The organism is Streptomyces sp. NPDC051322, from assembly GCF_040689485.1.
Classification (GTDB): Bacteria; Actinomycetota; Actinomycetes; order Streptomycetales; family Streptomycetaceae; genus Streptomyces.
Genome location: NZ_JBFBAK010000006.1, coordinates 387150 through 405479, shown reverse-complemented (window position 1 = coordinate 405479; position 18330 = coordinate 387150). Strand labels below are relative to the sequence as shown.

The window sequence follows — 18330 nt, the reverse complement described above, 5'->3', positions numbered from 1 at the left end:
CGGCCCGGCAGCTCCCGGGCACATCACAGCGACGACGCCTCACTCGTGGCCGGGCTCGGGGTGTCGGAGGCCATCAGGCTCTGCGCCAACGAGGTGCGGGCGAGAGCCGTGGCGCCCAGCACGATCAGGGCGACCCCGCAGAGCTCCGGCAGGACCCACCAGCCGGAACGGATGTGCTCGTCGTAGAGCGTGACGCCGAGGACCACGCTGATCAGTGCGTCGCCGACGGTGAGCACCGGCTGGGAAGCCACCAGCGGGCCCGCCTGCATGGTGTTCTCGAGCAGGAACAACGCCCCCACACCGGTCACCGCGAAGCCGTAGGACTGCCAGGCGGTCAGGAATCCGACGAGGCCGTCGACGTCCAGGATGTGGGTGGCGGTCTTCATCAGTGCCGCGGTGAAGGAGTAGCAGAGCGCCGTCGCACCACCGAGGCAGGCGGCGCGCACCGGGCCCACGGGGCGTCGGAACGCCGCCACCACCAGCAGGGCGACCACTCCGCCGCAGACGGCGGCGGCCGGCACCCAGCGGTCGATCGGCACATGCGTCCTGTTGCCGGTCGGGGAGGCCGTCGCCAGCGCCACGCCCAGTCCGGCCACCACACACACCACGGCCATCCACGCGGCGCGCCGCAGTCGTCGGTGGAAGAGCAGCGAGGCCACCAGCAGGGTCAGCGGCAGCTCCAGGACGAACAGCGGCTGCACCACCGACAGTGCCCCGGTGGCCAGCGCGATCGCCTGGCTGACGGCGGCGGCGACGACGGCGAGCATGCCGCCCAGCCAGACCGGGCGCCGTGCCAGGTCCAGCATCAGGCCGGCCCTGAGGTGGTCGGAGCGTGGCACGGTCAGCGCGGCGCGCCGCTGGAGCACCGTGGCCACGGCGTTGCACAGGGCCGCGCAGAGAGCGAAGAGAACCGGCACCAGTGCACCCACGGTGGTCACCCCTGCCTGTCGGCTTTGTCGCGCCCCTGCCATCGTGACCCGGCCTCGCGGAGGGCGCGACAGGAGCCGTGCCGACGGGGCCGCGATGTCGGGAAATGCCCACTTGTTGGCGTGCTGAGCGGGGCGCACACTGATCGTATGGACCCTCGGTGGGGAGGCGAAGACGAGCCTGCGCTCGTGGAGCGGGCATTCCGCCAGGCCTCGTTCTCGATGTCGATCTTCGACGGCACCCCACGGTATCTGCGGCTCAATGATGTGGCCTGCCAGGTGATGGGGCTCGGCGAGGAAGTCCTGCGCGGCCGGACCTTCCCTTACGGCGTCCCCGAGGACGTGGACCAGCTGGGCTTCTTGCAAGCGCTGCGCGACGTCGCCGCGACGGGAAAGACCGCGCACTACGAAAGCCACACCCGTGCACCGTCCGGAATCCGGGAGCACGCCTGGAACCTGGAGTTGTGGCCGGTCCGGGACGCGGCGGGAGAGGTGTACGCGGTCGGCATGGCCGCCTTCGACAGCAGCGAGCAGCACTGGGCGCGGCAGCGTCTCGCGGTGCTCGACGAGGCTTCGGTCTCGATCGGCCGGAGCCTGGACCTGGGCCGTACCGCGCAGGAGCTGGCCGAGCTGATCATCCCGCGGTTCGCCGATTTCGCCAGTGTGGATCTGCTGGAGGCGGTGATGCGCGGCGAGGAGCCCGCGCCCGGCAGTCCGGACGCGACCGTCGTCATGCGCCGGGCCGCGCACCTGTCCACCGAGCAGGGGACCCCCGAGGCGGTGATCGGCCTGGGCTACACCGACGCGTACCCGCCGTACTCGCCGCCCGCCCGGGCGCTGCACTCCGGGAAGGCCGTGCTCAGCGGGAGCGGGGACCCGGACTTCGACGAGTGGATCGCGAGTGCGCCGGCGCGGGCCGAGAAGATGCGCGGCTCCGTCGTCACCTCGATGATGGCGGTGCCGCTGATCGCCCGTGGCACCACGCTGGGGGTCGCCGTGCTGCTGCGTACCCGGCCCGACACGTTCACCCAGGACGATTTCGCGCTGGCGAAGGAACTTGCGAGCAGGGCTGCTCTCTGTGTGGACAACGCCCGCCGTTACACCCGCGAGCGCACCACCGCGCTCGCCCTCCAGCAGAGCCTCCTGCCGCACGGACCCTCATGGCAGCCGGCGGTGGACGTCGCCTGCCACTATCTGCCCACCGACGCGCAGGCCGGCGTGGGCGGGGACTGGTTCGACATCATCCCGCTCTCCGGTGCGCGGGTCGGCCTGGTGGTCGGCGATGTCGTCGGCCACGGCATCCAGGCCTCCGCGACGATGGGCAGGCTGCGCACCGCGGTGCAGACGCTCGCCGACGTCGACCTCCCGCCCGACGAGCTCCTGGCCCATCTCGACGATCTGGTCCTCCGGCTGGGCGGCGACGACGACGCCGACGACGACAACCGCACCAGCACCGGCGAGATCGGCGCGACCTGCCTGTACGCGGTCTACGACCCGGTGTCGCGCATGCTGAGCGTGGCCGGCGCCGGTCACCCTCCGCCCGTCCTGCTGCTGCCTGACGGCACCACGCAGGTGGTGGACGTCAGCGTCGGCCCGGTGCTCGGTGTGGGCGGCCTGCCCTTCGAGACCACGGAGCTCGAGCTGCCGGAAGGCAGCCTCGTCGCCCTCTTCACGGACGGGCTGGTGGAGGCCATCGACCGGGACCCGGACCGGGGCATCGCCCGGCTGCGCCAGGCGCTGGCCGCTTCGCACTCCACCCTGGACGCCCGCTGCGACCAGGTGCTTTCCACCCTGCTGCCGGCGCACCCCCGCGACGACGTGGCGCTGGTGCTGGCGCGCACCAAGGCCATGGACTCCGACCACATCCGGGTCTGGGACCTCGCCGCCGACTTCGCGGGCGTCGCCGAGGCCCGCAGGCTCGCCCTCGCCCAACTCGACGCCTGGGGTCTGACGGAGGCCGGCTTCGTCACCGAGCTGGTGGTCAGCGAACTGGTCACCAACGCCATCCGTTACGGCACCCAGCCGATCCAGCTCCGGCTGATCTACCACCGGACGCTCATCTGCGAGGTCTCCGACGGCAACTCGACCTCGCCGCACCTGCGCCGGGCGCGGATCTTCGACGAGGGCGGCCGCGGTCTGCTCCTGGTCGCCCAGCTCACCACCCGCTGGGGCACCCGGCACACGGTGTCCGGCAAGACGATCTGGACCGAACAGGCGCTGACCCCGCTGCCGGGTGCGTGACCTGCCGACGCTCTCAGCGGTACTCGACCGCGCCGATGTGGTTGGCGAAATCCGGTCCACCGGTGAGGGATCGGAGCCCCCGGCCAGGGCCGGGCGCCGGCCTGAGCAGCCTCATTCCGGGCTCGGGGAGTGCGGCGGACCCCACGGCTCCTCCAGCGTCGCCCGCAGGGCATCGACCGCCTCCCGGCCGATCCGCTCGGCGAGCCGTTCCTCCAGCCGTTCCAGGATGAGGCCGGCCCGGCGGTGCGCGCGTCGTCCTTCCCCGGTACGCCGGATCAGCCGCTGCCGGGCCGAGGCGGGGTCAGGAACCTGTTCGAGCAGGTGAGCGGCGATCAGACCATGCACGGCCTGATGCACGGTCTGCCGGGTGACGCCCATGCGCCGGGCCAGCTCGGAGACGGTGGTGCCCTGCTCGTCCAGTACGGCGAAGAGCTGCGCCTGCGTCGGGGACACCGGCGTGGCACCCTCCGCTTCCAGCGCGGCCAGCAGCCCCTCCTCGAACCAGCGCCGGGCGTCGCCGAGCAACTGGGGCAGATTGCGGCGGGTGGACTGCATTTGTTCCTCACGGCTGCGGTTCCCGCGGGTGACGGGAGACGGGAGCTGGCTCATGGCGGGGCTTGCCCGTCGACTCTCTCATGTCAGGCTGCCTGACATTATCGTGGACGCCGCCCCGAGGAGAAGGCATGACCATCGAGTACGCCACCCGCTACCGGCAGGCCTCCCGCATTCCGCCCGATCCGGGCAAGCCGTACTTCATCGAGAAGGGCGAAGGGGACCGGGCTCACCTGTTCGGCGACCTGATCACCATCTACGCGGGCGGCGAGCAGACCGAGAACACCTTCAACTTCTTCACCGTCGAAGGCCCGAAGGGCGACGTCATCCCGGCGCATCTGCACACCGACACCCACGAGGTCTTCTACATCACCCAGGGCGCGGTCCGGCTGTTCGTGGAGGACACCGAGGGAGTGCAGCAGGAGAAGCTGCTCACCCCCGGCGACTTCGGCTTCGTGCCCAAGAACTGCCGGCACGCCTACCGCATGGAACGCCACCACAGCCAGGTCGTCGGCGTCGCCGCCGGTCCCGGCGGCACCTTCGAGCGGTTCTTCGAGAATCTGGGGGCGCCGGCGGAGCGGCTCGGCCTGCCGCAGGAACCCGTCGTCCCGGAGCCGCACAGGTTCCGGAGCGTTCCCGAGCAGTACGACGTGCGTTTCCTGCCCGAGCACCAGTGGCGGACCCGATGACGGGCACCGGATCCGCCCTGCGGGAGCTGATCGCCGCACCGCACCCCGACCACGCGCCGCTGCCGCCCGCCGTCCCGGTCGGGACGTGCGTACGCGCGGTGCGCGGCGTGCCGTACGGCGAGGTCGAGGGCGGCCGTCCACTGGAACTCGACCTGTGGCTGCCCGGTGGCGACCGGCCGGAGCCGGTGCCGCTGGTGCTGTTCGTGCACGGTGGCGCCTGGCGCCGGGGGCGGCGCGACGACATGGGCCTGCGCACCCGTGACTGGGTCCCCGGGCCCTTCGCGCGCATCGCGGCGGCGGGCTTCGCCGTCGCCTGCGCCGACTACCGGCTCAGTGGCGAGGCCACCTTCCCGGCCCCGCTCGACGATCTGCGCGCCGCGCTGCGCTGGCTCACGCTGCGGGCAGCGGAACTCGGCGTCGACCCCGGGCGGGTGGTGGTGTGGGGCGAGTCGGCCGGCGGACACCTGGCCTCGCTCCTCGCCCTCACGCACACGGCGCCGGCCCTGGCCGGCGCGGTGATCTGGTACGCCCCGAGCGACCTGACGGCCGCCCGGGGCCGGTTCACTCCCGAGGACGCCGGCACCCCGGAGGCGGCGCTGCTGGGCGCAGCCCCGGTGACCGTCCCGGAGCGCGCCCGTGCGGCCAGTCCGCTGGCCCTGGTCCGCGCCGGCGCGCCACCGTTCCTCCTCGTGCACGGCGAAGCGGACTCGATGGTGGCCCGCTCGCACGGCGAGTCCCTCGCCGCAGCGCTCGAGGAGGCCGGCACACCGGTCGAGCTGTGGACCGTGCCGGACGCCGACCACGGCTGGTACGGGCTGCCCGATGCCCGGGTGGAGGAGATCTTCCTCCGCTCCCTGGCGTTCGCCGGGACGGTCACGGCGTGACGTCGCCGATCTGCGGGGCCCTGGGCATGCCGAAGCCCCGCCACGGGAGGTCCTCTCCCGGGGCGGGGCCGGGTCGTGCGTGCGCGGGCTTGCCGGTGTTATGCCGGGGCGCAGGGGCCGAGGTCCGCCCAGGCACCCCACTGGCCGCCGGCGCTGGGATCGTCGCCCGTCACCCACCACTTGGCGCGCCAGGTGTGGCCGTTCCGGGTGACGGTCTCGCCGCCGGTGTAGACCGTTCCGGCGTCCCAGGCCGGTGCGGTGCAGGTGGCCGGGTCCCCGCCGTTGCCGCCGCCCCCACCGCCGTTGCCGCTGATGTTCACGTCGATGCAGGCGTAGAACGCGTTGGCCGTGTCGGCGATGTTCCAGACGGCGAGTACCTTCTGCCGTCCGGTGATACTGCCGAAGTTCACCTGATGGGTGACGGTCGCCCCGGGCTGCGCGCCGCCGTCGTTGAACTGCGCCACCTTCTGGCCGCCGACGAAGTACTGCCAGCTGCTGGTGGCGTGGCGCGCCAACAGGGTCCAGGTGAAGGTGGTCGAGCTGTCGACCGGGCTGACCGTCCAGTTCTTGCTGTCGTCGTCGAGTTCGGCGTAGTCCGCGTTGCCGCCGCTGCAGCTGGTCAGGCCCTTCGGCCCTTCCACGCTCTGCGGCTCGTACTTGATGGGACCGCAGTCGACGACGCCTGCGGCGCACTGCGCCTGGCGGCTCGGGGGTGTGGAGACGTAGCCGTGGGCGCCGGCCGTGGTGGCCGGAAGACATATCGCGATGAGGGGCGCGATGCCCACCCCGATCAGGGCAGCTAATCTTCGCCTCATGTTCATGCCAACTCCTCCGGTGTCGAGGCCGCCGCCCCAGGTCTAGACCATACTCATGGTCCGGCCTCCGTCAAGGGAGCGAACCCGGGCTCTCCCCGGGCACAGGTCATGCGGTCGGCCGCGCCATGACCATGCGGGGAATCTCGACACGCGACTTGCCGCCGAGCTTCCGGTACGCCCGGGTGAGCGCCGCCTCCACGGTCTTCACGCTCAGCACCAGCCCGGCGGCGATCTCGCTTCGGTACGTGCTCAGGACGAGGCGGAAAGCCAGGGCCGGATCTGGCGCCTGGCGTGGTGGAGACGGGACTTGACCGTGCCGAGCGGAATGCCGGTACGCTCCGCGATCTCCTCGTAGTCCATCTGGCAGATGTCCCGGTAGACCAGTGGCGCCACCAGGTGCGGGCTGTCGCGTTCCAGCCTTTCCAGGGCGTCCAGCAGGTCCACCCGGGAGCCGGCGATCACGCTGGTGGTGCGGGGATCGGGGCGGGCGGAGTCCTCCGGGGCCATCGGCTGTTCCACCGCCGACCGTTTCAACTCCCGATACTTCTGGCGGGCGCAGTTGGCGACCACCGTGTACAGCCAGGTGCTGAACCGGCTGCGGCCCTCGAAGCGCCCGATGTTCCGCGCGACCTGCAGCAGGGCGTCCTGGGCCGCCTCCTCGGCGTCCTCCTGGTACAGCAGGAACCGCCCGCAGCGGCGGACCACCTCGGGGCGGATCGCCCGCAGCAGCTGATCGAGGGCGTCCGCGTCACCGGCCGCGGCGCGCGCGGCGAGTGCCTCGGTGTCGTCGTCGGGCGGGGTCACGCGGGCCACCGGCGGCGGGCCGGCCGCCGGCCGGGACCGGGGGGCGGCCCCTGCGTCGGCTGTGCAGTCATCCAGGCATCATAAGGGGCATGCCCTTCCCTGATCAGATCGGCCGTTACCGCGTCGAGCGGCGCCTCGGCGCCGGTGCCTTCGGCGTGGTGTGGCTGGCCCACGACGACCGGCTCGAGGCCCCCGTCGCGATCAAGGTGATGGCCGAGAACTGGGCATTCCGGATGGACATCCGCGAACGTTTCCTGACCGAGGCCCGCCTGCTGCGCCGGGCCACCGCAGGCGGCGTGGTGCAGGTCTTCGACATCGGCGAACTGCCGGACGAACGGCCTTATTTCGTCATGGAGTACGCAGACCGCGGCACCGTGGAGGACCGGATGGCGGCCGGCCCGGTGGAGGTGCCCGAGGCCCTCGACCTCACTGCCCGGGCGGCCCGCGGCGTCTCCGCGCTGTACGAGGCGGGCATCGTCCACCGGGACATCAAACCGTCGAACATCCTGCTGGCCGGGGGCGGAACAGCGGGGCGCGAACGGGTCCTGGTCGCCGACCTCGGCCTCGCCAAGACACTCGCCCAGGCCTCGGGGCTGACCGTGGTCGCCGGCTCGGCGGGATACATGGCCCCCGAACAGGCCGAGCCGTTCGACGGCATCGACGGCCGCGCCGACGTCTACAGCCTGGGTGCGGTGCTCTACCGCCTGGTGACCGGCGCGGCACCCGGCTCACCGGGGAAGGTGATCGAACCGGACCGGGTACGCCCCGGCCTGCCGCCCGCGCTGAACCGCGCCGTACTGCGCGCGATGGAACCCGACCGCGAACGGCGCTGGCCCACGGCGGCCGCCTTCGCCGACGAACTCGACCGGATCGCCGCGGCGCTCCCCGTGGCAGCGGTACGGAGCCCCGAGCGGAAAACCCAGGCCCGGGAGACACAGTCCCAGGAGACGCCGGCCCGGGACACCCAGGCCCGGGAGACGCCGGTTCCCGAGCGGCAGCCATCGGAGGAACGGCCCGCGGCGGCCCGGGCCGCCGTACCGGACTCCCCGCCCGGGAGGCGGACACTCGGCCGCCGCGGGAAGGCCGTCGCGGCGGGGGCAGCGGCGGTCGTGCTCCTCGGTGCGGGCACGGTCGTCGCCGTGGAACTGCAGGGCCGGCCCACCACACCCGCCGAGATCCGGGTGACCGACGCGACGAAGCGGATCAGTTTCGAGATGCCGTCCGGATGGGCCGACGAGCAGGTCGGCTCCGGCTGGGACCCCACCGTGCTGGGCCTGCGGACCCACCACCAGCCCGGCCTGACCGTCGCCCAGGACGTGAGCCGCTGGCCGGACCTGACCACGGCGGTCAGCGGCGTCTTCGTCGGGATCGGCGCATCCGGCGGCGGGCTGGCGCACAAGGCGGAGACCATCGGGCACACCGGCTGTACGTACCACGGCGGCCGCGCCTTCACGAGCGACGCCTGGCACGGCCGGGTCCGCACCTGGTCGCCCTGCGGCACCGCCGGGCAGTCGCTGGAGGAGATCGGCCTCACCGCCACGCGCAGCGGGGGACCCGAGGTCTACGCACAGATCCGCTGCGACCGGGACTGCACCGAGAGAACCGACGGCATACTCCGCAGCCTGCGGGTTACCGGCTCCTGAGACCGCGACACTGCTTTCTCGTGTTTCTCGTGAACTTTTCGGCCGGGGCGGTCATCGAAGCTTGTGTACAGCGCGAAGAACGAGCAGAAAACGAGGGCAGCCATGACACAGCACCAGGACCCGACGCCCGCCGGGTGGCAGCAGACGGCATCGAGGCGGCGCGCTGTCAGGTACTCCCGGATCGTCGCGGGCACCACCGTGGCGCTGGCGGCGGCAGCCCTGCTGACCGGTTGCGGGGACAAGAAGTCGGGGGCCGCCGCGCCGCAGAGCGTCAAGGGCAGCGCGGCCCCCGCCTCGGGTGACGCGACGGCCGACCCGTCCCAGTCCGGCAGCTCCACCCCCTCGGCCTCGTCGAGGAGCGACGGGGGAACCGCTTCCGCCTCGGCCTCCCGGAGCACCGGCACCCCGGCGTCGGAGCCCGCGGGCAGCGGGCGCTGCCACACCTCCGACCTGAAGGCCACGGTGGGCCCCAACCACCCGGGCGCGGGCCAGGAGAACTTCGCCCTCGTGCTGACCAACCGCTCCGGCCGCACCTGCACCGTCCACGGTTACCCGGGCATGGCCTTCGTCAACAGCAAGGGCCAGGAGGTCTCCGTCAACCCGGAGCGCACCGGCGGCGCGAAGGACACCGTCAAGCTCGCCCCCGGCAGGAGCGCCTGGGCCGCTCTCTCCTTCAGCAACCCGGAGATGACCGGTGTCACCACGGTCACGCCGGCCGCGGTCGAGATCACCCCGCCGGACGAGACCGCGTCCCTCAAGGTCGCCTGGTCCGGCGGTCCCGTCACCAACACCGGCAAGGCATCCGTACCGAAGGTCGGCACCTTCAGCGCCGGCACCGGGGCCTGACACCGGTCCGGTGCCTGCGGCTCGGGCGTCAGGCAGCGGCGGGATCCGATTCGATCATTGCGATCTCCTCCTCCTGTTCCTGCTTCCCGCCGAGCACGGCCACCGTCACGACGCAGCAGACCAGCGCGGCGATGGCGCAGATCAGGAAACCGAGCGAGTAACCGTGGTCCAGCGCCTTCACCGCGAGCGGGGCGGCCTTGCTGAACGGCACGTCCGACGGTACGGAGTTCGTCGCGACGGCGCCCGCCTCCTCGGCTGCGGCCTTGACGGACGCGAGTGAAGGGGCGTCTGCCAGCGAGCTGTTGAAGCTGCCGGCGGTCCTGCTCAGGGCGACGGCGCCGATGAGCGCCGGGCCCATCGCGAAGCCGAAGTCACGCACCATGCTGGTGGTGGCCGCGGCCATGCCCGCGAGTTTGCCCGGCACCGTGTTGACCACGGTCGCGGTGACCGAGGAGACCGCGAAGGAGAAGCCCACCCCGACCAGACCCATCGGCAGGATCAGCGGCGGAAGGGTGGTCTCCGTGATCGGCAGCTCGGCGGCCAGGAACTGCCCGACGGCCATGAGCAGGAAGCCGCCGCCGAGGATCCAGCGTGGCTGGTAGCGGGCCATCATGAAGGAGGTCAGCGGCAGCAGGAAGATCGTGAGTCCGCTGAGCAGAATGAAGGCGAACGCGGTGCGCAGCGCGCTCTGATGCTGGATCACCTCCATCCGGATACTGATGGCGTAGGCCGTGCCGAGGAAGGAGAACATGCCCAGCACGGTCACGGCGGAAGCCAGCGCGAAGGCGCGGTTACGGAAAAGGTCCATGCGCAGCAGCGGCGCGGCGACCCGCTGCTCGATCACGACGAAGGCGACCAGCAGCACCGCGGCGACGATGAACGAACCGACGATGATCGGGCTGCCCCAGCCGGCGGTCGGGCCTTCGATCACCGCGTACAGCAGGGCGAACAGGGCCAGGCCGACGGTGAGCTGGCCGGGCATGTCCAGCGAGCGCCCTTCGGGGGAGCGCGAGTCACTGGCGAAGAAGTAGCTGAACACGGCGTCGGCGGCGGCCAGGATCACGATGATCCAGAAAGCCAGCCGCCAGCTTCCGTAGGTCGCGGTCAGGCCGCCGAGCATCGGGGCGATGAAGTTTCCGGTGGACAGCAGCGCCGCCCACAGAGCGATCATGCGGGCGCGACCGGCGTGGGTGTGGCTACCCGAGGCGATGATGGCCAGCGTGGTGGGGAACAGCGCCGCCGAGCCGAGGCCGGCGACGAACTGCCCGACGTACATCTGGCCGACTCCGGTCGCGGTGCCGGAGACGGCTTCGCCGACCAGCATCAGCAGGGCGCCGCCGACGAGCAGCTTCTTGCGGCCGAAGAGGTCACCGAGTACACCGAAGGTGAGTTCCAGGGCTGCGATCGGCAGCAGGGTGCAGTCGGATATCCAGTCGAGCTGGGAGGCCCCGGTGGGATGCAGCACGTTCTGGAAGGTCCCGTTGAGGGTGGCCGGCACGGCCAGGCCTATCTGAGCGAGGCAGACCGCGAACCCGACCGCGAAGATGGTCGCCTTGTTCAGGCTGGTGTGCGTGGCCGATGGCCGCGATGCGTTGCTGGTGTTCCCTGGCGCCGACAGTGGGATGGACAAGGCAGCCCCTCATTCACGGAGAAATATTCGGCGACTGTAGATGCCGCCACATAGTGGCGCAAGGGTTGCGACAAACATTGTTGACAATATTTCCGCCAGAACTTAGCTTGGCCGGGTCGCACAGTGCGAGCACAGCCCCTCCCGGGCGGCTCCCGACCACGAAGGCGGTGTCATGTCACCCACCTCGAACGGCGTGCCGTGCATGCTGATGCGCGGCGGCACGTCGAAGGGCGCCTACTTCCTGGCGGAAGATCTGCCGGACGACCCGGATGAGCGGGACCGGTTGCTCCTGCGGATCATGGGGACCCCCGACCCGCGCCAGATCGACGGCATCGGCGGCGCCCACCCACTCAGCAGCAAGGTCGCCGTCGTCTCGCGCTCCCCGAAAGCCGACGCCGACATCCGGTACCTGTTCCTGCAGGTCGGTGTGGAGGCAGCCACCGTCTCGGACCAGCAGAACTGCGGCAACCTCCTCGCGGGCGTCGGGCCGTTCGCGGTGGAGCGCGGCCTGGTGGCGGCGGGCGACCAGGACACCCGGGTCCGTATCCGCATGGTCAACTCCGACAGCCTGGCCACCGCCACCTTCCCCACCCCCGGCGGCGTCGTCGACTACAGCGGGGACACCGCCATCAGCGGCGTCCCGGGCACGGCGGCCGCCGTGCTGCTGGACTTCGCCGGCACCGAGGGGTCGGCCTGCGGCAGCCTGCTGCCCACCGGCAACGTCCGGGACGAGATCGACGGCATCGGTGTCACCTGCATCGACAACGGCATGCCCGTGGTGGTCGCGGCCGCCCGCGACCTGGGCATCACCGGCTACGAGACGCCCGCCGAACTCGCCGCCGACAGCCGCCTGCGGGACCGGATCCAGTCACTGCGTCTCACCGCCGGCAAGCTCATGGGGCTCGGCGACGTCACGGACGCCCCGGTCCCCAAGACCACGCTGGTCGCGCCGGCGCGGGACGGCGGCCTCATCAGCACCCGCACGTTCATCCCGCTGCGCCCGCACGACTCGATCGGCGTGCTCGGCGCCGTCACCGTGGCCACCGCCCTACTGCTGGACGGCGCCGTCGGACACGGCCTGGCCCGCTTCCCCCGCCCCGGGACCCCCCTGGGCATCGAGCACGCCACCGGCCGGCTCGACGTGGACATCGACCTCGACACGGCGGCCGCGCCCCCGCGGGTCCGCCGCTCCAGCCTGGTGCGCACCGCCCGCAAGCTGTTCGACGGCACGGTCTACCCGCGCACTTCCTAGTGCTGCTGCCCGCCGGCGACGCACACCACCGACGCACCCACCGACGCAACTGCCGATGCAAAGGAACCCACCGTGGCACCCGCACACGAGATCGCCCACCTCGCCCACGTCGAACTGCTCACCCCCGAGCCGGAGAAGAGTCTGGACTTCTTCACCCGCGTCATGGGACTCACCGAGAACGGCACCGAGGGCGACTCGGTCTACCTGCGCACCTGGGACGACTACGAGCATCACTCCCTCAAGCTCACCGCCCACCACACCTCCGGGATCCGCCGCACCGGTCTGCGCGCCGCAAGCCAGGAGGCGCTCGAACGCCGGGTGAAGGCCATCGACGAGGCCGGCCTGGGCATCGGCTGGCGCGACGGGGACCCGGGCCTCGGCCCCACGTACCTCTTCCGCGACCCGGACGGCCACGAGATGGAGATCTACTGGGAGAGCGAGTGGTACCAGGCTCCCCCGGAGCTGACCCCGTCACTCAAGAACCAGCCCCAGGCCTACCCCGGCCGGGGCGTCGCGGTGCGCCGCCTCGACCACGTCAACTTCCTCGCAGCGGAGGTGGAATCGGCCTCCGGCTTCGTACGGGACACACTGGGTGCGCACGCCACCGAGCAGATCCAGCTCGACAGCGGGGTCATCGCCGGGCGCTGGCTGACCTTCACCAACAAGTCGTACGACCTGGTCTACACCCGGGACTGGACCGGAAGCCGCGGCCGACTGCACCACATAGCGTTCGCCACCGACACGCGCGACGACATCCTGCGTGCGGCGGACATCTTCCTGGAGAACGACGTCTTCATCGAGACCGGCCCGCACAAGCACGCCATCCAGCAGACCTTCTTCCTCTACGTCTACGAGCCCGGCGGCAACCGGATCGAGCTGTGCAACCCGCTCACCCGGCTGGTGCTCGCACCGGACTGGAAGACCATCACCTGGACCGAGGCCGAGCGTACGAAGGGGCAGGCCTGGGGGCTGAAGACCATCGAGTCCTTCCACACCCACGGCACCCCGCCGGTGGAGCCGCCGACCGCGCCGTGACACCGGCACCGGGACACCGGGCCGGGGAGCCCGCGCGGTGGCACCGACTACCATGCACTGACAATATTGTCGCCAATACAGGGGTGAGCTCTATGGCAGCAGCAGCGGGCACGACCGGGTCGGCCGAGTCGACCGGAACGGTCAAGCCGACGGTTGCTCATGTCATCCGCCAGGCCATCACCAGCGGGGAGTTCGCCCCCAACCAGCGGCTGGTCGAAGCCGAACTGTCCCAGCAGTTCGGTGTCAGCCGGGCCGCCGTCAGGAACGCCCTGGTGCAGTTGACCACCGAAGGACTGGTCGAGCACATCCCGAACCGCGGTGCCCGGGTCCGCGCCGTGTCACTCGCCGAGGCCATCGAGATCACCGAGGTCCGCATGGCCCTGGAGGGGCTGTGCGCGGCCAAGGCGGCTGAGCGGGCCACCGACGAGGACCGCGTCGAACTGCGCGAGATCGGCGCCCGGATGCAGGAGGCCGTCGCGACCGGCGACGTGTTCGGGTACTCCGATCTCAACCGGCAACTGCACAGCCGGATCCTGGCCATGAGCGGGCAGAACACCGCCTGCGCCGTGCTGGAACGCCTGCACGGACAGAACGTCCGCCACCAGTTCCGCCTGGCCATGCACCCCGGCCGCCCGCACGTATCGCTGCCGCAGCACCTTGCCGTCATCGAGGCGCTGTGCACGGCGGACCCCGCAGCGGCCGAGAGCGCCATGCGGGCCCACCTGCACAGCGTCATCGAAACACTGCCCGAGGTGGACAAGTCGCGGCCGTCCCGCCCGTAACGGATGGCGTCACCCACCGGCCCGGCGACACGCCCCGGGCGTGCGACAACAGGTAGAGATAGACGTCGCTTTCCACCGGGCCGAGGCCGACCGGTTTCAGCTCCTGCCCGCGCTGTCCTTCGCGGTGAGCGTGACCTGGAAGGTGCCGGCCGCGGTGGGGGTGCCGCTGACAGTACCGGTCGAGGAGTCGATCGTCAGGCCGCCCGGCAGTCCGGAGGCCGACCAGGTGTACGGCGCGGTTCCCCCGGACACCGTGTTCTTCAGTGCCGGGATCGACGTGCCGACCGTGCCGGTCCGCGCGCCCGGGTCGGCGACCGTGAGGTCACCGGTGGGAGGCGGCTGGCTGCCGCCCGCCTTGAACGCGCCGACGCCGTTCGGGGGTGCCGAGCCCGGTCGGGCCGTCCCAGCCGGTACGGGCGGAGCACATCGGTGCGCCGCAGCTGCCGTTGTTGTCCGAGGTGACGTCGTTGAGCTGGTCGGTGTGCGCGTACGGGTAGTCCGCCGGGTTGTCGTCGGCGCCCGAGGTGCCCGCCAGCGCGTACATCGCGGTGACCAGCGGGGTGGCCAGGCTGGTGCCGCCGTAGACCGCCCAGCCGTTCTGGCCGTAGGTGTCGTAGATCGACACAGTGCCTTGACGCCGGGTCGACTCGTGACGGGACACGCCGGAGCGGTCGAGCGTCACCAGCCCCTCCCCTCGGGCAGCCAGGCCAGGCCCGGCGCGGAGAGGTGCAGGACCTCGTAGCGCTCGGTGGCATCCTCGTCCTGTGCGACCGTGTCCCTCCACAGGACGAACCGCATCAGCTGCCAGTTCTGGGGATCGACCGCCAGCGCCACGGTGTGCACGTCGTCCCGGCCGGCGATGTCGCGAAGCTCCGTGGTCTCCTGTTCGATCAGCGTGGCCAGGCCCAAGCCGGTGCCGTCGGGGTCCGGGGCGGCGGGGATCGCGGTGAGGCGCCGCGAGGCCGCCCGAGGGGGAGCCGTGCGGGCGGGGCCCGCGTGGCAGGCGATGCCTGTCCAGTGGTGTGCGGCCGGGCGCCCGAAGTCGCGGACGATGTGCTGGAATCCGCCGCCGCCGACGAGGAAGCGGGCCATCGCACCGGTTTCGTTCCACAGGTAGAAGGGCGCGTACTGGTTGACCGGCGAGCCGTCCGTACCGCGCTCGCGGATGGCCCACGCCTTCAGGCCCAGTCCGGCGAGGCCGTCGAGAAGCGGGCCGCCCTCGGCGACCCGCTTGCGGATGATCCGCATGTCGTAGTCGGCCGGCAGGGTGATCTCGTACTGCTTCGCGTACACGAAAGGTGCCGCCTTTCCTGATGGCCCGTCGGGAGACCGGCACGATCCCGTACATACTAGTAGGTACATTTCCGGCCCCGGCGGTGATTGCGGGTCGGTGCGCCGGGTAGGCGACGGTTGCCGGACCAGAGCAAGGAGACCGCAGATGACGACCGACAGCGCGCCGATCCTCAGCAAACTCGGCGATTCCCAGCAGACGGTGGAAACCGCTGAAGAAGACGTCCGCGGACGCACGGTGACGGACACCGACGGGAACGACATCGGGAAGGTCGAGGACCTTCTGATCGACGACGCGGAGCACAGGGTCCGCTTCCTGCTCGTCGCGCACGGCGGCTTTCTGGGATTCGGCGAGACGAAGTCCTTCATCCCCGTCGACGCCCTCACGCGCATCACCGACGAGCAGGTGTTCATCGACAAGTCCCGTGAACACGTGGCCGGGGCTCCCGTGTACGACCCGGGGCTGACCGACAAGCCCGAGCATTACTCCGATGTGTACGGCTACTACGGCTACCTGCCGTTCTGGGGAGCCGGCTACATCTACCCCGGTTTTCCCTACCGGCGGTAAGGAAACCGCGCCCGAGTGACCACTTGGAGTATCCATAGGGTCACTCCGCGTGGCAGTGTGGGGTGATTGCTCATAGTTTCAGCTCATGACGAAACGACACCTCAAGCTCCTCGCATGCATCGCCGTCGCCGCCGGAACCTCGCTGGGCGCCGCGCCGCCGTCCGCCTCCGCCACCGCCACCGCCTCGATCGGGGCGCGGGTGGTGCACCCCGGCCAGTCGATCCAGGCGGCGGTGAACGCCGCACAACCCGGCGACACCGTGTACATCGCGCCCGGCACCTACCGGGAGAGCGTTCTGATCACCAAGCCGGGGCTCACCCTGATGGGTGGGGGCGCGAACACGGTCCTGATGCCCGGGACCAGGATGACGAAGCCCGCCCAGAGCTGCGCCGAGCTGGGCAGCGGCATCTGTGTGATCGGCGCTGCGGACAAACCCGTCACCGGGGTGCACATCCGCTCGCTGACCCTGTCGGGCTTCAAGAAGAACGGCGTCTGGGCCTCCGGGACCGACGGGCTGAACGTCCGGCAGGTGGTGGCCGAGAAGAACGGTACGTGGGGCATCGCGCAGGAGAAGTCCGTACGCGGCGTGTTCCGGGACAACACCGTTCGGGGCAACGGCGACTCCGGGATCATGATCGCGAACGTGGTCCAGAGCGAGGGCAGCGCCACCGACACGATGGGCACCGTGGTGCAGGACAACCTGCTGGAGGACAACCGGATCGGCGTCACCCTGCGGCGGGTCAGGAATCTGTCCGTCTCGGACAACGAGGTCACCGGGAACTGCGGCGGCGTTTTCGTGGTGGGGGACGAGAACAAGCCGACCGCCGGTGAGATGACCATCAGCGACAACTGGGTCCACCACAACAACAAGTCCTGCCCCGCCACCGCCCGGATGCCCGCACTGCAGGGCGCCGGCATCGTTCTCACCGGTTCGCAGGGCACCCTGGTGCGCTCCAACACTGTCGAGGACAACGCGGGGACCTCGCCCTACGCCGGCGGTGTGGTGCTCTTCAAGAGCTTCGTGGGGGCTGCCAACACCGACAACGTCATCAGGGACAACGTCGTGCAGCGCAACAAGCCCGCCGATCTGGCGGGCGCCGACAACGGATCGGGCAACACCTTCGAGCGCAACCGCTGCGGGGCGTCCAAGCCGACCGGAATGTGCTGACCGTTGCCCGCGCCGCTCGCCCGTCTCAAGGAGAAGCGAAGACGTATGACCACAGCGAGTCCCACCTCCGCAAGTCCCGGAGCGGCCTGCACCTGCTCCCCCGGCGACAAGCCGGCCGGCAACGGCGTCCGGGCTGCCGGCGACCGTACGGCCACCGGTCAGCAGGCCGGCACCGAGCCGCCCGGCGCCGCCCAGCCGGCCATGCTCCTGCGTGAGCTGGCCTTCGGTGCGGCGGCGGCCGCTGCCGTACGGGCGGCGGCGCGGCTGGGCGTCGCGGACGCGCTCACCGGGTCGTCCGCCACCGTGGACGAACTGGCAGCGGCCGTGCGCACCGAACCGGCGCCGCTCCGGCGTCTGCTGCGCGCCCTGTCCTGTTACGGCGTGTTCGCCGAGAACGAGGACGGCGCCTTCGTACACACCGACATGTCCCGGCTGCTGCGGGACGACGACCCGCAGAGCCTGCGCTACATCGTCCTGTGGTGCACGGAACCCTGGACCTGGGACGTCTGGCCGCGGCTCGACGAGGCGGTGCGGTCCGGGTCGAGTGTCTTCCGCGAGGTGTTCGGCAAGGAGTTCTTCGACCATCTGCACCAGGATGCCGCCGAGTCGGCGCAGGTCTTCAACCGGGCGATGACCACGTCCAGCATGCAGTCGGCGCTGGACGTCGCCGCACTGCTCGACCTGACCGGCGTCGCCACGGTCGCGGACATCGGCGGCGGCCAGGGGCATGTGCTGGCGAGTCTGCTGGAGAAGCACCCGGAGGCGCACGGGACGCTGCTGGACCTGCCGGGGGTGGTGGCGCGGGCGGATTCCCGGCTGCGCGACGGGGGTTCGCTCAGCGACCGGGCCCGCATCGTGGCCGGGGACTGCCGGCAGAACATCCCGGTCGACGCGGACCTCTACATCGTCAAGAACATTCTGGAGTGGGACGACGAGAGCACCGGGAAGACGCTGCGGAACGTCATCGCGGCGGCCCGTCCGGGGGCCCGGGTCGTGATCATCGAGAATCTCGTCGACGACAGCCCGTCGATGCGTTTCACCACCGCCATGGACCTGCTTCTGCTGCTCAATGTGGGCGGAGCGAAGCACACCCGGCAGAGCCTGGTGGACCGGATCACCCGGGCCGGACTGACGGTCGGGGAGATCCAGCCGGTCAACGCCTATCTGCATGCGTTCGAGTGCGCCGTGCCGGTCCGATAACCGGA

The 18330-nt window shown here is 71.0% G+C and carries 19 protein-coding genes and 1 pseudogene; 11 read left to right on the top strand and 9 right to left on the bottom strand.

The window, feature by feature from the left end; genetic code table 11:
• Positions 1 to 23: 23 nt before the first annotated feature.
• On the bottom strand, positions 24 to 929 hold the full coding sequence (locus AB0436_RS17275) for a DMT family transporter (protein WP_366468692.1): 906 nt from the start codon (positions 927 to 929) through the stop codon (positions 24 to 26).
• Between the two features lie 147 nt (positions 930 to 1076).
• Here AB0436_RS17275 and AB0436_RS17270 point away from each other — a divergent pair, with 147 nt between their 5' ends.
• A complete protein-coding gene (locus AB0436_RS17270) occupies positions 1077 to 3167 on the top strand; it encodes a SpoIIE family protein phosphatase (RefSeq protein ID WP_366468691.1) in 2091 nt (696 codons plus the stop codon).
• Positions 3168 to 3278: 111 nt separating this feature from the next.
• On the opposite strand, the gene AB0436_RS17265 is transcribed toward AB0436_RS17270, so the two are convergent.
• Positions 3279 to 3722 carry a MarR family winged helix-turn-helix transcriptional regulator gene (locus AB0436_RS17265; protein ID WP_366468690.1) on the bottom strand — a complete coding sequence of 148 codons (444 nt, stop codon included), beginning with the start codon at positions 3720 to 3722 and terminating at the stop codon, positions 3279 to 3281.
• A gap of 128 nt (positions 3723 to 3850) precedes the next feature.
• On the opposite strand from AB0436_RS17265, the gene AB0436_RS17260 reads away from it, so the two are divergent.
• Both AB0436_RS17260 and AB0436_RS17255 read left to right on the top strand, forming a co-directional pair.
• Positions 3851 to 4408 (top strand): quercetin 2,3-dioxygenase, encoded by a 558-nt coding sequence (locus tag AB0436_RS17260; protein ID WP_366468689.1) that lies wholly within the window; start codon positions 3851 to 3853, stop codon positions 4406 to 4408.
• Positions 4405 to 5292, top strand: a complete 888-nt coding sequence (locus tag AB0436_RS17255) for an alpha/beta hydrolase (protein WP_366468688.1) — start codon at positions 4405 to 4407, stop codon at positions 5290 to 5292. Before AB0436_RS17260 ends, AB0436_RS17255 begins: the two co-directional genes overlap by 4 nt.
• Positions 5293 to 5390: 98 nt before the next feature.
• On the opposite strand, the gene AB0436_RS17250 is transcribed toward AB0436_RS17255, so the two are convergent.
• From AB0436_RS17250 to AB0436_RS17240, 3 genes are all read right to left on the bottom strand, one after another.
• Positions 5391 to 6113 carry a lytic polysaccharide monooxygenase gene (locus AB0436_RS17250; RefSeq protein ID WP_366468687.1) on the bottom strand — a complete coding sequence of 241 codons (723 nt, stop codon included), beginning with the start codon at positions 6111 to 6113 and terminating at the stop codon, positions 5391 to 5393.
• A gap of 100 nt (positions 6114 to 6213) precedes the next feature.
• Entirely contained in the window at positions 6214 to 6339 is a 126-nt protein-coding gene (locus tag AB0436_RS17245; protein WP_366468746.1) for a hypothetical protein, read from the bottom strand.
• Between the two features lie 17 nt (positions 6340 to 6356).
• Positions 6357 to 6911, bottom strand: a complete 555-nt coding sequence (locus AB0436_RS17240) for an RNA polymerase sigma factor (protein ID WP_366468686.1) — start codon at positions 6909 to 6911, stop codon at positions 6357 to 6359.
• Positions 6912 to 7000: 89 nt separating this feature from the next.
• Between AB0436_RS17240 and AB0436_RS17235 the strand changes: the two genes are divergently transcribed.
• The gene (locus AB0436_RS17235) at positions 7001 to 8554 is read left to right on the top strand and encodes a serine/threonine-protein kinase (protein ID WP_366468685.1); all 1554 of its coding nucleotides are present in this window, start codon (positions 7001 to 7003) and stop codon (positions 8552 to 8554) included.
• 102 nt (positions 8555 to 8656) lie between these two features.
• The gene (locus tag AB0436_RS17230; RefSeq protein WP_366468684.1) at positions 8657 to 9400 is read left to right on the top strand and encodes a DUF4232 domain-containing protein; all 744 of its coding nucleotides are present in this window, start codon (positions 8657 to 8659) and stop codon (positions 9398 to 9400) included.
• 28 nt (positions 9401 to 9428) lie between these two features.
• Here the strand turns inward: AB0436_RS17230 and AB0436_RS17225 are convergent, their stop codons facing one another.
• Positions 9429 to 11030, bottom strand: a complete 1602-nt coding sequence (locus AB0436_RS17225; RefSeq protein ID WP_366468683.1) for an MFS transporter — start codon at positions 11028 to 11030, stop codon at positions 9429 to 9431.
• 172 nt (positions 11031 to 11202) lie between these two features.
• Here AB0436_RS17225 and AB0436_RS17220 point away from each other — a divergent pair, with 172 nt between their 5' ends.
• From AB0436_RS17220 to AB0436_RS17210, 3 genes are all read left to right on the top strand, one after another.
• Positions 11203 to 12282 carry a 4-oxalomesaconate tautomerase gene (locus AB0436_RS17220; RefSeq protein ID WP_366468682.1) on the top strand — a complete coding sequence of 360 codons (1080 nt, stop codon included), beginning with the start codon at positions 11203 to 11205 and terminating at the stop codon, positions 12280 to 12282.
• 72 nt (positions 12283 to 12354) lie between these two features.
• Positions 12355 to 13317 carry a catechol 2,3-dioxygenase gene (locus AB0436_RS17215; protein WP_366468681.1) on the top strand — a complete coding sequence of 321 codons (963 nt, stop codon included), beginning with the start codon at positions 12355 to 12357 and terminating at the stop codon, positions 13315 to 13317.
• A 92-nt stretch (positions 13318 to 13409) separates the two neighbouring features.
• Entirely contained in the window at positions 13410 to 14099 is a 690-nt protein-coding gene (locus AB0436_RS17210) for a GntR family transcriptional regulator (RefSeq protein ID WP_366468680.1), read from the top strand.
• A 96-nt stretch (positions 14100 to 14195) separates the two neighbouring features.
• On the opposite strand, the pseudogene AB0436_RS17205 reads toward AB0436_RS17210, so the two are convergent.
• The 3 genes and pseudogenes from AB0436_RS17205 to AB0436_RS17195 form a co-directional block, all read right to left on the bottom strand.
• A pseudogene (locus AB0436_RS17205) lies at positions 14196 to 14381 on the bottom strand (putative Ig domain-containing protein); the annotation flags it as partial.
• 40 nt (positions 14382 to 14421) lie between these two features.
• On the bottom strand, positions 14422 to 14781 hold the full coding sequence (locus AB0436_RS17200; RefSeq protein WP_366468679.1) for a hypothetical protein: 360 nt from the start codon (positions 14779 to 14781) through the stop codon (positions 14422 to 14424).
• Positions 14778 to 15392 (bottom strand): DUF4865 family protein, encoded by a 615-nt coding sequence (locus tag AB0436_RS17195; RefSeq protein ID WP_366468678.1) that lies wholly within the window; start codon positions 15390 to 15392, stop codon positions 14778 to 14780. The genes AB0436_RS17200 and AB0436_RS17195 overlap by 4 nt, the downstream gene beginning before the upstream one ends.
• A gap of 145 nt (positions 15393 to 15537) precedes the next feature.
• Between AB0436_RS17195 and AB0436_RS17190 the strand changes: the two genes are divergently transcribed.
• From AB0436_RS17190 to AB0436_RS17180, 3 genes are all read left to right on the top strand, one after another.
• Positions 15538 to 15957 (top strand): PRC-barrel domain-containing protein, encoded by a 420-nt coding sequence (locus AB0436_RS17190; protein ID WP_366468677.1) that lies wholly within the window; start codon positions 15538 to 15540, stop codon positions 15955 to 15957.
• Between the two features lie 85 nt (positions 15958 to 16042).
• On the top strand, positions 16043 to 17125 hold the full coding sequence (locus AB0436_RS17185; protein ID WP_366468676.1) for a right-handed parallel beta-helix repeat-containing protein: 1083 nt from the start codon (positions 16043 to 16045) through the stop codon (positions 17123 to 17125).
• 201 nt (positions 17126 to 17326) lie between these two features.
• The gene (locus AB0436_RS17180) at positions 17327 to 18325 is read left to right on the top strand and encodes a methyltransferase (protein WP_366468745.1); all 999 of its coding nucleotides are present in this window, start codon (positions 17327 to 17329) and stop codon (positions 18323 to 18325) included.
• Positions 18326 to 18330 lie beyond the last annotated feature (5 nt).

Excerpts from the sequence above, each read along its gene's own strand:
- AB0436_RS17270 (WP_366468691.1), top strand. The coding sequence starts at position 1,077 with ATGGACCCTCGGTGGGGAGGCGAAGACGAGCCTGCGCTCGTGGAGCGG.
- AB0436_RS17265 (WP_366468690.1), bottom strand. The coding sequence starts at position 3,722 with ATGCAGTCCACCCGCCGCAATCTGCCCCAGTTGCTCGGCGACGCCCGG.
- AB0436_RS17260 (WP_366468689.1), top strand. The coding sequence starts at position 3,851 with ATGACCATCGAGTACGCCACCCGCTACCGGCAGGCCTCCCGCATTCCG.
- AB0436_RS17255 (WP_366468688.1), top strand. The coding sequence starts at position 4,405 with ATGACGGGCACCGGATCCGCCCTGCGGGAGCTGATCGCCGCACCGCAC.
- AB0436_RS17250 (WP_366468687.1), bottom strand. The coding sequence starts at position 6,113 with ATGAACATGAGGCGAAGATTAGCTGCCCTGATCGGGGTGGGCATCGCG.
- AB0436_RS17235 (WP_366468685.1), top strand. The coding sequence starts at position 7,001 with ATGCCCTTCCCTGATCAGATCGGCCGTTACCGCGTCGAGCGGCGCCTC.
- AB0436_RS17230 (WP_366468684.1), top strand. The coding sequence starts at position 8,657 with ATGACACAGCACCAGGACCCGACGCCCGCCGGGTGGCAGCAGACGGCA.
- AB0436_RS17220 (WP_366468682.1), top strand. The coding sequence starts at position 11,203 with ATGTCACCCACCTCGAACGGCGTGCCGTGCATGCTGATGCGCGGCGGC.
- AB0436_RS17210 (WP_366468680.1), top strand. The coding sequence starts at position 13,410 with ATGGCAGCAGCAGCGGGCACGACCGGGTCGGCCGAGTCGACCGGAACG.
- AB0436_RS17190 (WP_366468677.1), top strand. The coding sequence starts at position 15,538 with ATGACGACCGACAGCGCGCCGATCCTCAGCAAACTCGGCGATTCCCAG.
- AB0436_RS17185 (WP_366468676.1), top strand. The coding sequence starts at position 16,043 with ATGACGAAACGACACCTCAAGCTCCTCGCATGCATCGCCGTCGCCGCC.
- AB0436_RS17180 (WP_366468745.1), top strand. The coding sequence starts at position 17,327 with ATGCTCCTGCGTGAGCTGGCCTTCGGTGCGGCGGCGGCCGCTGCCGTA.